Annotated in this window: 10 protein-coding genes; 4 read left to right on the top strand and 6 right to left on the bottom strand. The window is 47.5% G+C overall.

Going from position 1 to position 12,671, the window contains the following annotated elements; translation table 11 throughout:
- Positions 1-10: 10 nt before the first annotated feature.
- A complete protein-coding gene (locus tag KNQ06_RS12905) occupies positions 11-1,345 on the bottom strand; it encodes a sugar phosphate nucleotidyltransferase (protein WP_149426627.1) in 1,335 nt (444 codons plus the stop codon).
- 40 nt (positions 1,346-1,385) lie between these two features.
- Between KNQ06_RS12905 and KNQ06_RS12900 the strand changes: the two genes are divergently transcribed.
- Positions 1,386-1,997: a response regulator gene (locus tag KNQ06_RS12900; RefSeq protein WP_058704536.1), complete on the top strand. Its 612-nt coding sequence runs from the start codon at positions 1,386-1,388 to the stop codon at positions 1,995-1,997.
- Here KNQ06_RS12900 and KNQ06_RS12895 read toward each other — a convergent pair.
- The 3 genes from KNQ06_RS12895 to KNQ06_RS12885 are packed head-to-tail and all read right to left on the bottom strand — an operon-like array spanning position 1,981 to position 5,163.
- Positions 1,981-2,847, bottom strand: coding sequence for a glycosyltransferase family 2 protein (locus tag KNQ06_RS12895; RefSeq protein WP_215148535.1), 867 nt, complete (start codon positions 2,845-2,847; stop codon positions 1,981-1,983). The genes KNQ06_RS12900 and KNQ06_RS12895 overlap by 17 nt on opposite strands.
- Positions 2,844-3,983, bottom strand: a complete 1,140-nt coding sequence (locus KNQ06_RS12890; protein WP_215148534.1) for a glycosyltransferase family 4 protein — start codon at positions 3,981-3,983, stop codon at positions 2,844-2,846. The genes KNQ06_RS12895 and KNQ06_RS12890 overlap by 4 nt, the downstream gene beginning before the upstream one ends.
- A 1-nt stretch (position 3,984) precedes the next feature.
- Positions 3,985-5,163: an MATE family efflux transporter gene (locus KNQ06_RS12885; protein ID WP_215148532.1), complete on the bottom strand. Its 1,179-nt coding sequence runs from the start codon at positions 5,161-5,163 to the stop codon at positions 3,985-3,987.
- A 49-nt stretch (positions 5,164-5,212) separates the two neighbouring features.
- Here KNQ06_RS12885 and KNQ06_RS12880 point away from each other — a divergent pair, with 49 nt between their 5' ends.
- Positions 5,213-6,385, top strand: a complete 1,173-nt coding sequence (locus KNQ06_RS12880; protein ID WP_215148530.1) for a glycosyltransferase — start codon at positions 5,213-5,215, stop codon at positions 6,383-6,385.
- A 120-nt stretch (positions 6,386-6,505) separates the two neighbouring features.
- On the opposite strand, the gene KNQ06_RS12875 is transcribed toward KNQ06_RS12880, so the two are convergent.
- Positions 6,506-10,951 carry a glucosyltransferase domain-containing protein gene (locus KNQ06_RS12875; protein WP_215148528.1) on the bottom strand — a complete coding sequence of 1,482 codons (4,446 nt, stop codon included), beginning with the start codon at positions 10,949-10,951 and terminating at the stop codon, positions 6,506-6,508.
- A gap of 183 nt (positions 10,952-11,134) precedes the next feature.
- Here KNQ06_RS12875 and ypfJ point away from each other — a divergent pair, with 183 nt between their 5' ends.
- On the top strand, positions 11,135-11,977 hold the full coding sequence (gene ypfJ / locus KNQ06_RS12870) for a KPN_02809 family neutral zinc metallopeptidase (RefSeq protein WP_214724808.1): 843 nt from the start codon (positions 11,135-11,137) through the stop codon (positions 11,975-11,977).
- An 83-nt stretch (positions 11,978-12,060) separates the two neighbouring features.
- Positions 12,061-12,228, top strand: coding sequence for a hypothetical protein (locus KNQ06_RS12865; RefSeq protein ID WP_214724810.1), 168 nt, complete (start codon positions 12,061-12,063; stop codon positions 12,226-12,228).
- A gap of 61 nt (positions 12,229-12,289) precedes the next feature.
- Here KNQ06_RS12865 and KNQ06_RS12860 read toward each other — a convergent pair whose 3' ends face one another.
- Positions 12,290-12,658: a nuclear transport factor 2 family protein gene (locus KNQ06_RS12860; RefSeq protein ID WP_029343141.1), complete on the bottom strand. Its 369-nt coding sequence runs from the start codon at positions 12,656-12,658 to the stop codon at positions 12,290-12,292.
- Positions 12,659-12,671: the final 13 nt, after the last annotated feature.

The raw sequence follows: 12,671 nt of genomic DNA, 5'->3' as shown, positions 1-12,671 counted from the left end.
CTTTCTAACATCATGGTTTGGACCGGATGGAGGTCGGGAGCGGATAGTTATCCTGCTCTGTCCAATCAATGGAATATTTAATTTCGATCATAATCAGATCTTCTAGTGTTGTCAGAGTATGCGGAACACCTTGTGGAATGTGTACGACAGAAGTCGGTCCGAGTTGCTGTGACTGACCATCGATCAGTGCCTCGGCGCGACCTTGTAAGATACTCCATGTCGAGTCGGTATGCGCATGATAATGATGACTGATTTGTTGATGCGCCTTGATATGCAGCCGTCGAGTCACGGCATAACGTCCGTCCTCTAGTTGCTGTTGATGTAAAATCGTCGCATATCCCCAGCGTTTCCATTCAAATTGTGGTGGCAAAGTGTCATCCGTCAAATATTCCTTTAAGGCAGGTGTCTCGTCTTTTGACGCAACGAGGACACCATCTGGACTCACCGACACGATTAAGTTATCGAGTCCGATTCCAAGGACAGGAACCTGTAATTCATTGACGATATGCGTATTTTTCGAGTGGATCATCCGGGCGTTTCCATGAAGCGGATGTGGCATCTCTTCCGTTAATGTATTCCACGTTCCGAGATCTTTCCAGTAGCCATCATACCGATGAACGAATAAAGAATCGGTCTTTTCAACGACCGCATAATCAAATGACGTCTTTTCTAGTGCCTCATAGTTCGAACGGAGCGCCTCGAAAGACGTCGGCACAGCTTGCGCTTCTAGACACTGCATCAAGAAGTCAAGGCGACAGGCAAAGACACCACAGTTCCATAATGCACCTTGTTCGATTAAGTCACTCGCGACCTCAACAGTCGGTTTTTCCTGAAAGCGTTCGACGATGGACATGTTTTCGGAGGTTCGCGGAATGATATAGCCATATTTTGATGTGGGATGTAAAGGTTCCACACCCATTAAATGAAGCGCATCCGGATGTTCTTGGACGGCTTGGTCCAGTTGCTCGAAGCGTTCAAAGAACGATAATTCAACGTAAGGATCGACCGGCATGATGATGACCGTCTCTTCTAAATCGATCCGTTCTGCCAAATAGCTCGTCGCGAGCATGATGGCAGGGAACGTATCGCGACGTGACGGTTCCTGAATGATGGAAGTACGAAAGCCCAGCTGATTTTCGATTGCATCGACTTGTGAACTCGTCGTCGTAATGACGGTCCGGTCGTCCAGACCGACTTCCTGAAGCTGCTGAAAGACACGTTCCATCATGGATTGTTTATTGCCATCGCGATCTTTCAGGATCTTTAAGAACTGTTTCGAGTTCAAATCGTTCGAGAGCGGCCAAAGCCGTTTTCCAGATCCACCTGATAGTAAAAGAATATACATTGACGACCATCCTTTCTTTTTAAAACGGAGGCGATAGCATATGGCACTTTATCTATTAGTTGACTCACATGAACCGACACGACGGATTTTACGTCGTAAACTTTTAGCAGCGGGACAAGACGTACAGGAAGCAGGATCAGGAGAAGAGGCCTTGGAACAACTCAGCAATTCCGACGTTGATGTCTTACTGACGGAACTTCGACTTCCGGAAATGGATGGTGTCGAGCTGTTACGTATTGCCAAACAACGTGCGCCATTAACGAAACAAATCGTGTTGACTGATTATATGCAGGTGCATACGCTGCTCGCAGCAGTAAATGCAGGGAATGTCAGTCGTATGATGACGAAACCTTTGAAAATTGATGAGCGAATACTCTCTATCATGACTAAAATTGGTGATGAAGTCGTCGAGACGAAGCAACGGAAACGTAATTTGGTCAACCATTTTGAGAGCGTGCTTTTGAGTTCAGATCGTCCGTATTGTTTATTTTTTGAAGACGGAACGATTGCCAGTCAACGCTCTCTAATCATTAGTCACTCCGAACAAGAGGTGCGTGAAGAAGATCAGATACAGCGTTTAGAATTCCCCACGCAGTTCGGTACCTACATCTTGTATCAATCAGTCGTCGGAAGCATTACGAAACCCGTTTGAAGAAGAGAGATTCTACACCAATGAAGCTAAGACGCAAGTACATGTAGATGACGCCAACGGTCAACAGTGGATGACGGCTGTATTTTCTTAAATTAGCCTGATGATAGAGAACAGGACGGAAGAAATACCAACGTCGTAAGGCTTTCATGAAGCCCCCCTGTTCCGCGTCGAGCGTCGCGGGCATGACATCAAAGTAATAGCGTTTCTTTCGAAGCAGGTCGTTTAATTCGACCTGCTTTTCATTGTGGTGCACGTAGGTGAACGTCGCACGGCGAATGATCCCGCCTTGTTCTAAATAACGGATTGTCGGTTGCGTCTCTTCGAAACTGATTTGCGTTGGATCAATCTCGCCCGAGGCGACGTACGCTTCGAGCCGCCAGAAGCGCGCGGCTTCCATCGTATGCGTGTCGAGTTGATCCGTCGGAACATTGAACAGGTTACGCTCAAAGACCTTCACTTGACTGAAGTAATTATCATAATCGCTATATGCACGTTCAGGAATCACAAGAGCTCCGACATCTAAGTGCGCTTCAAGATACAAGAGGCAGCTTTTTAATAGCTGTTCTTCGAGTACCATATCGGAATCAATGATGTAGAGATAATCGATATTGTGTTGCTTCAAGCGATCAATCGCAGTCTTGCGGGCGATACCTCGTTCACCGTGCGGAAGCGAGAGCACTTCAAATCGCGTATCATTTGCGGTTAACCGACGAATCGTCGCGACGGTAGAATCGGTCGAACCATCATCCGCGATGACACAAAGGAAAGAAGCATGTTGTGTCTGAAGTGAGCGGATCGTTTCCGTGATGATTGCTTCATTTTCGTATGTGGACATAGCGATTCCAATCATGAAAAATCCTCCTTCAGTGCGATGGGTATCAATTCGCGTTGCAACCAGTTTTGAAACGCTTGACCTGTGTGATCCCAGTGCAGGGTCTGAGCGAAACGATGACCGGCTGCTTGAATCATTTCGTATTCTTCCGGGTCACGTAAGCAGGCGCGCATCTCGGCAGCGAGTGCACCTGGCGTCTGACTCTTTGCCATGTAACCAGTCATGCCGTACTGGACGGCGTCGCGTAGTCCAGGTGCGTCATAGACGATCGTCGGTGTGCCAACGGCCGCCGCTTCGCTGACCGTCAGCCCCCAACCTTCTCGTTTGGAAGGAAACAGGAGCGCCGTCGCGCGACTCATCCGTTCGAGCTTTTCTTCCTCACTGACGAATCCAAAATAAGTGATGGCGTCACGCATTTCTTCTGGGACGATCGGATTAAGGTGCTCGGCGATATATGCCTCGTCTTTTTTTCCGATGACCCAGAAACGAGCGTCTGGGTACTCCCGTTTGACGATGACGAAAGCTTGGAGTGCATCATTGATTCCTTTATAGGCAGACATCCGTCCAGCGTATAAAAAAGTCGGATATGCTTCTTTCGGCTTCCAGTCCTCCTCGTTCCATGGGGTAAAGGAGAGACCTTCCGGTAGAATCGTCACCTCGTCTTTGGAAAAGCCGACAGCAAGCAGGTCGTCTGCAGTTGACTGACTGACCGTCAACGCGCGACCGGTCCGGTACAGCTGCAGACGCGGCGTCTCCGTCCATTCGCCGATGTATGAAAATGGAGGACGAACATTGATTTGCCAGATTTCACGTGTCAGTTGATGAATGAAGAGGGCACGTTTCGCTAATGGAACATACAGGGGTGTGAAAAAGTGATGCGTGTTCATCTGGTCGACGACTAAATCAATCGTCGCAGCATGCGACTGGTAATAAGAAAAGGCGAGCGGAACGACGGAAAGTGCAGAACCTCTCCGGATATAAGTGATGCCGTCCAAAAACTCGACATCGTGTCCGCCTTTAAATGCGGGAGAGAAGTGAGTGATCTCATACTCATCACTGACACGTCGGAGCATCTCGTGGGTGAATACTTCCGCACCACCTGCTTTCGGATGTTTGATATCGCGCCAAGATAAAAAAAGTAGATGTGGTTTCATGTTACGCCTCCTTCACTGAATGGGGGTGTCGGGGTAAGGTGAAACGTAATATCAAGGCGCCGAGTAAAAAGACACCTGCTTGCGCGAGCAACCAAGTCTCGACGGTCGAATGAAATGTCGTCAAGACAATGATGAACAGAATCAGAATCAACCAATAGCCTTTCAAGTATCCAGTTCTGTGTAGTGAAAACTGGACGAGTGCTTCATATTGAATCAACGTGATGCCGACATAAACGAAAACCATATATTTGATGTAATGAGTTGCCGCGTCATAACCACTCCCGAATAGAATCGGAATCAAATAAGGGACGATCGTCCAATACACTAAAACGCCAAGAGCGAGTCCACCTAATAAAATGCGGTAAAAGCGACGCTCCCAAAGAAGAAAGTCTTCGTCCTGACTTTTTTGGCTTAAGCGCGGTAGCAACAATTGTGCGAGTGATAACGCGACAAACAACAGCAGTTGACCAAATCGTAAGGCAACCGAATAATCTCCTGCTAACTGTGGGAAGTAACGGGTGACGAGTAAACTATCGAGTGTGAAAAACAGCGTCATGACGACTTGTGTATGAACCATATGGACGAGTCCGTTCGCCTGGATACGCCCGCTACTAACGGGAAACGTGACTTGCATCAGGCTTAATAGGTAGGACGCAATCATGCCAGCCAAGATGAACAATAGTGCATAACTGACGTTCGTTTGTTGAATCAAGAGCCATGTGGCTAAGACTTTAACGACGGATTCGATGTAATAAGAGAGGTTCAGGGCATAGAAGCGTTCAGTCGCTTGTAAGACACCACGACGAAAAGATAGAAGGATATGAAACACGATGATCAAATAAACAATAAGCAGGTTTATTTTGGTAAACGGCAGGAAATAAGGTAATGCATAAAGTAAAATAAGTAAGAAGCATCCTGTAACCGCCAGTATGCGGAACCGTAGCTTTTGGTAATCGTTCGTTTTCTGTTGACTATAGTCCCGAGTCACGGTCCATTGTAAAGCACCACCGATGATGAGAAGAAGACCCAAAAAAGCCAAGTAGGCGTTCAATAATCCATATACTGTACTAGAAAGCTCCCGGGCTAATAACAAATGATAGGCATAGTTCACTAGGTTCAGCGCTACATCTAGAATCGGGAAAATCAATAAAACGGCATGTCGCTGGATGAAACTTGTCATGGAGCCACCTCCCATCAGTCAGAGCTGTTTTACGGAAAGGATGAGACTTATGAGTCAAGGGCATATCGCTGTATTTACCGATCATTCTCGGCACATTCCATACGAATCGTTGATTTCCTACTATCCTGTCCTGTTCTACACACAGCCGGGTAAATGCCCGAACTCCTTCGAACAGATTGCCAGCACTGAAATACAGGAAGCTGAGGAACACGATATTCTTCTATACATCATTGATTATGAGACGCGTGGAGAGGAGCTAGCAATCGCCAATCAAATTCGAGCTGTCCGTCCGCGATCTAAAATTCTGATTGTCAAAGAAGCAGTTCGTTTAAAGGGCGATTTTCCGTACCATACCGTTCAAGGAGATGGAATGCTCCGTCTGTTTTCCTATCGTCCCGCCTATCCGAATGAATTGTTTGCTGAAATCCAGCATATTATCCATCCTGAATATCCCATTTTAAAGGATACTATAGCCTTTATATTGCCAATATTTAACGAAGAGAAACGTTTTAATTATGTAAAAGATTTTTTAGAGTCTCTTGCAACCTTCATCAGTGAAGATTATATCCACGCTTCGATCAATTTCTTTGATGATGCTTCGTCTGACCGATCCAAGGCACTCCTCCAAGAATACCGTTCAATCGTCATGGACGCGACGGATACGTTATTCACGGTCGGCTATCTGGAGGTTCATCATGTCGAGCAAAATACACGAAAAGCCGGTCTATTCATCGAAGGGATGAAAAATATCTCGAGTGATTATTATGTGTTCGTCGACGCGGACAATTCGTTTCGGATTGAAGATATCGCCCGGTTGTTGACGATAGCGCAAGAGGGATACTATGACATCGTCGTCGGAACGAAGGATTTGACGATCGAAGACCGGGGAACTGTCCGTCGTTTCATGAGTTTCGGTAAACGGAATCTGACACGGTTCTTCTTACCAAAAGGTGTGACCGATTCGCAGACCGGTCTAAAGATCATTAACCGTCGTGTCGTTCATCGTTTGTTGCCTTATCTGCACGTCGAGAGTGGTCTCGCGATCGATTTAGAGTTGATGTATGCAGCAAAAAAAGAACGCTTGCGGGTCTATCAACAGCCCGTAAACTGCATCGAACGCGAAGGATCGCATGTCAATCTCGTCAAGGATTCCGTCGCTTTCTTAAAAACGATGGTCAGCCTGTATCAGCGCCACCGGAAAGACGAAGTACCGGTCAAATGAAGAGGCTGGAACATAATTCAGTTTCACAGATGAAAAAAAGAAGGAATTGCACATCTGAGCGATGGCAATTCCTTCTTTTCGTTAAAATCAGCTAGCTATGTCCCAGCCTCTTTAGATAGACTATTTTTTGTTTCGTTTCAGGCTAGGAATTCGTTGCTTGAACACGGACGATAGACGTTGTCGGATAGCCAGACCACGATTGCTTGTCATGAAATAAATCAACAAGATACTAAGTGGGAGCGCTAAGACGAGGATGGTCAGTCCGGCGTAATAAATCGGACGCAACACGACGGTCACATGCGCCGTCTTTTCGTTCGAACGATACAACTGACTGACGCCATTTAATGCCGTGTCACCACGCATCGTTTCCTGATCTGTCTGGAGCTTAAATAACGGTGTCGGAGAATCATTGACCGTAAAGCGACCGAGTGGCGCATCACTTTTTATATCCCGTCCCATCTGTGAGGCAGCGACGTCAAGCGCACGGGCAGGTTCTGTTGCGAACAGCGTACCGCTTTGCTCGGAGAGAACGAGTTGATCGACTAAAATCAGTTGGTCGTAGGGTAGCACCTCTAAATTCTTCAGACGCAATTGCCCGGCCTTTTTCTCATTTCCGCGCGTCCAGATATGCAGTTGCATCCGGACGGTCTTCTTCGGTGGAATGACGATTTGTTCGTAATGGTTCCACTGCTTCTTTTTCTTTTCTTCGACTTCATTGATGAAATCCGTACCGATGACACGATCATCTTTATCCAGATAATACACTTTGAGGTGTCGTTGACGGACGTTCTTGCTGACGGCGTCGAACTGAATCAAATATTCGTGATCCGGTTTTACCTTCATTTTTTGCGAGGCATATATATACCAATCGCACGAGCAGGTCGGCTCGTAATCAATCGTATAGCCATCTTCGCTTTCACTCGCGTCGAACATATCGTCCGTGATCGAGACACACGTCGCACAATTCGCTGCTGCTTCCGGAGCGGCAAGGGCTTTATCGGTGACGATCTCGTTTGGGTCGAACTTGTGCAGATCCTTCCAATCGACGAGTGACGGCACCTTACTCGCATAGGATAGTTCTAGCTGATAGCGTCCCTTCTCGAGTGGGATATCGGATAACTTCACATCGTATAACGCTTGGTAGACGTCACTCAACTCCGTCATCCGGTACGGGAACGCTAAGTGTAGCGGATCGTACGTCACCGTCTGATTACCGATCTGCTGTTGGTGCTTTTGACCGGCTAGAATGTCAGAACGAGACAAGGCTCGTTCGAAGACGACCTGTTTTCCGTCTCGAATTTTGACAGTGATCCGACCATCGTTTCCTGGTGGCGGAGTTAACATCAACTGGAGCTGATAATCGGTCGTTTCCCGAATATCGATCGAACGCTGTAAACGTCCCCGTTGCGAAGCGATTCCTTTCCCAAAGCTCAGTCCAGGATAGTTTCGTTCCGACTGCAAGTGACCGGTGTAATCGAATCCGGTCTCTGCCTCGAGTACCATCAAGGTCTTCGTGAAAGCGAGTGTATCATCGACGCGTTTTCGTAAAGCAGTCAGCTTTTCTTCCGGAATCAGAACGATATTTTGGATGGCATTAAAGCCTTCCGTGTTCGTCACACTGAGCGTCGCAGGACCGCTCGGCGTCGTGAACGAACCGAGCGGAACCCAAGCGAGTTTAGCACCGGATCGTTGTCGAGTTGGAATCGTGACGCCTCGTTTATTGAGGGTTAGATCCATTTGTCCACCTTTTTGGTTCAGCAGCACACGGGCAAACCCAGCGTAACGACCGGCAGGCAAGTCTTTCGTCATCGTAAACGTGTTCGGAATCATATAATCCTCATAGCTGAATATTTTAATATCATGGACCCACCAATACGTTTTCCGTTCAGGACGCTGGAAGCTGAGTAGATCAATCCGCATCGTTTTTGCGTTTCGTGGTGTGACATATTCACCTTGCAAGTGAATCGCGTCGACATCACCGGAATCACGCGGAGCGACGACGTACGTTTGATTCAGCTCGCGATCCTTCGCATCAAAGAACCGAACCTTGACGTGGAGCCGGTCGACCCCGCGACCGCTCGCTGTAATATCAAAGCGGTAGGCGTTATTCGGTCGTGCCGGTAGCTTACCGGATTTCGCGACTTGCCAGATGTATTTTGGGTCGCCTTCCGCGACTTCCGCATGAAGGACAGGCAGGTTATTATCTTTTGACATCGGGTTCGGAGATAAGTCGACGATGTCCGGGTTATCGGCTTTGAAGAATGTCTCATCCTCAAGCATCGAATTAAAGGAGGCGACCTGCTTCGCCTTTAATCCGTCTAATTTGTAGACCGGCGCGTCAATCCGGGCGGAAGCAAACGAGAGACCGATCCCATCTCCAAAATCGAGGTCAAACGACGGGTTCGTCATACCTTGCGTCCGCAAATACCAGCGCCAGTCATTATTTCGGAGGAACGTCTTACCCCAGTTTAGGAAAGCATTCGCTGAATCAATCGCTTCGAATGGTTTCCAGTAGTATTCTTCCGGTACCTGACTGAGAACAAGATCATTTTCCTCGACCATCTCAACGATATCACCCTTTTTCATCCAAGAGAGACTATCCTGATGTGCTTGTGTCGCATACAAAATCGATTGACGACCGAGGTTGTAGCCATCCAGTGTCGGATAACTGATTGACCGTTCGAGTCCATAAGGGGTCAAAATCAATTGTGGAACGGTTCGGGTGTCGAGCGGTGCGATCAAGTCGAACAAGGTGAACAAGCCGACTTGTTTCGTCTGTACGAGATCACGTTGTTCCTGTAGAACCTTTAGATTGAAGTCTTGTCGGTCCTTCATCCCCGTGTACTCATCCCGGTAAGCGAATTGTTTCAGTCCGAACGCTTTTGCGATTTGTCCGGCTTGTTCCGACCGACCGGTATCGAGTAGATACTGCATGAAGGTCATCATATAGCTGATGGTCGGTGACGCTCCTTCATGATGAAAGACGGTATCGTGTGCCGACGTATAGACTTGCACGTCACCTGTTGCTTTGATTTCGCCACCTTTTCGTGGATTTTGATTCCAGCGTGGAGTCGCGATGCCGGTACTCGGTTGCGTCATCTCGTCTGCAATCGGGAATTGCAACCATTTCCCATCGACTTCTTCTTGGATAGCCGTGTACTCCTTAGGCATTTTGACTGGATGATAAAAACCTTCCATATAGACAGTCCGGTAAGGAAGAAAAAAGCAGGCGACGACGATCAGTGTTCCGACGATCGAGACGACCCGGTACAACTTCAGTGGAATCGTCCGGGACGCACGGATAAAGACGGCATTTAATCCGACGGCGAGCAACAAGCTGTAACTGACCATCAAGAGACCAACTAGCTTATTCGGATCGCGGAACATCGCACCAATCAACGGTGTCTTCGTCACGAACAGGACAAATGCATCGGCAACTTGTTCATGGGTACCGGTCGCAAAGACGATCAGCGGAATCGCAAGCAGACTAAAGAACAGATGGATCGGTTGCCGATACGCAATGACGGCTCCTAGTAAGATGAGTAAAAGCGTGATCGCACCACCAATCCAAAACGTCAGCGGTAACGTCGTCAAATCAAACATCGGCCACCAGTAGCTCGTTAAAAATAAAACGTTCGTCCAGCTCGAGTGTCGGCTGAACAACATCAACGTATCAGAGACATTGATATTGTGTTGTGAAGCTTGTGAGCCAGTCAGAATCGAGCCGACGTACATCAAGAACCAATATCCATTAAATAGTAGAAAAACGAGACCAAACGCACAAGTCGCCCGAACATAAAACCACAGTAACGACGACCAAATCCGTTCTTTGCGACGCGTCCAGCTCGTCTTTAGGAAAATGAGTCCGACCATGATTCCCATATAGATCAGCGAGAAGAAGAAATAATGAATCCCCGCCGCCATGAAGGCGAAGACGATCGATAGTCCAGTGATATCAATCCATGTCCGTCGACTCAATCGATCAGACAAACGAAAACCAGGATCGAGCTGTTCCCGAAACTTCGGGTCAAAGATGTTGAAGAACAACATCAAAGCGTAAGGAAAGACGGAATAGCCACATAATAAATAGATATGTTGAATCCGCGTAATCACCCACGGGTTCAAGGCATAAAACAACGCGGCAATCGCAAAGGCAATCAGTGAGAGATAAGAAAAGTGCTTCGAGACATAAACGGAATGGAGCCGTTTCGTAAAAGCAAACATCGATAAAGCAGAGATCGTTAACAGTCCGATTATGAATAACTTGATCAAGACGGGACCGGATGAGCCAAACAATAGACTGAGTACATAAAACGGTAGGATGTAGAGCAGTCGTGCGACATTCAGAAGCGTCGTCGTGCTCCATCGGTTGTTCCAAGCACCGTAGATTTCTTCTAAATAGCGATGTGAGGACAGTCCGAAGGATAGATCGCTGAACGTCACCATACCGGAACGAAACAACGGAAAGCTATAGATCAGGATGAATACAAACATACCAGATAGGACAAGGATGTCCTTACGATACGTATGCATGAAGTTCTTGAGGTGTTGACGGAACGAGTGCATCGGACAACTCCTTTCTGCGAAAATCCGTGCTGAACTTCTTCTCTACAGGAGGGCGATATTCCTAGAAATGGATGTACTTATTTTAGCAATGATTGCGAGAAGTAACGTCCATCCTCAGACGGAGCGTTACAGACGAATGCTTTCGGGTAAAGACTTACAACGAAACGAGTAGGAGGAAAACGCATGAAATGGAAGGGAAGACAGCGGAGTTCGAACGTCGAGGATCGACGGGGAATGGGAGGGAAAGGAATCGCTGGTATCGGTGGTGGTGTCGGGATCATCCTGCTGATCGTCATCACCTTGATGGGTGGTAATCCAGCTGAATTACTCGGAGACTTAACCGGTGGGGATCAGCAAAATACGACGTATGAAGAAACAGCACAGGAAAAAGAAGCAGCGGACTTCGTCTCCGTCGTCTTAGCGGATACGGAACGGGTCTGGACGAAGGAATTCAAAGAAGATGGTAAGACCTATAAAAAACCGAAGCTCGTCTTATATACGGATCAAGTCAGTTCGGCTTGCGGACAAGCAGGGAAGTCCGTCGGTCCCTTTTATTGTCCCGGTGATCAGAAATTATACATTGATTTAAGCTTTTATGATGAACTGCAGTCGAAGTACGGAGCCCCGGGCGATTTTGCGATGGCCTATGTCATTGCGCATGAAGTCGGACACCATGTCCAGACGTTACTCGGAAAGTCGGACGAGATCATGCCCCTTCGAGAGCAGATGAGTGAGGAGAAGTTCAACAAGTACCTTGTTCGATTCGAGCTACAGGCCGATTATTATGCCGGCGTCTGGGCACACCATGCGCAAGGCGAAAACTTACTCGAAGAAGGCGATCTCGAGGAAGCGCTGACGGCAGCGAATGCTGTCGGGGATGATACGTTACAAGAGAAGGGACAAGGATATGTCGTACCGGAAAGTTTCACCCACGGCACATCGGCGCAACGGGAGCGTTGGTTCCAAAAAGGTTTTGATAACGGCACGATTGAAGGCGGAGATACATTCAAAGCGAAGAATCTATAATACGAAGCAACGACAGACCTCTTGAAACATCTTCCAATTGTTTTCGTAAAGAAGAGGGAAGGATTCAAAGGGGAGTGTCGAAGTTGAAGCACATCAGTCTATTTCTATTGCTCTATACGGCTGTCGTCGGATTGACGTACATCGTGTCACGATTTGCGCCGGACTTGTTGATCTACATGGTCTATTTCGCCATTGCGTCATTACTTGTCATCACAGGCTATTTGTTGAAACGACTCGTACTGAAGCGCTAAATACCAAAAAAACCTGTGTTCTGCTTGCGCGGAACACAGGTTTTCGTTATTTAAAAGCTTCTTATGAACGGAACATCGTCGGATCATCTGGAACGTTCTCCAGGTAAGCGATCCGTCCGTTTTCATCGAGACGTGCGATATCTTTTCCGTCTTGTGTGAAGACACTACCGTCTGCCCGTTTTCCGCAAACTGCCCAGCGTGTTTCATACGTTCCTGGTGTTGTTTCTTCCCAGCCCGCATACATATGCTTAATATCCTGATTCGCCGTGAACACATGACGGACGAACTGTTTCCAGGCGTCGATGCCGTGCTTTGGTTGTCCGTTCAGAACGAACGTGATGTCTGTCGTGAATAAGGAAACGAGGTCCTCAAAAGCTTGTGCGTCCGTGCGTGACGCGTCGAATAAGTCAAAATAACGATTCAATACCATAGTAAAAACCTCT

The sequence above is a fragment of the Exiguobacterium sp. s91 genome, from assembly GCF_018618915.1.
In the GTDB taxonomy this organism is placed as follows: domain Bacteria; phylum Bacillota; class Bacilli; order Exiguobacteriales; family Exiguobacteriaceae; genus Exiguobacterium_A; species Exiguobacterium_A abrahamii.
Note: the sequence above shows the minus strand (reverse complement) of the source record. Positions and strands in the feature narration are given on the sequence as shown.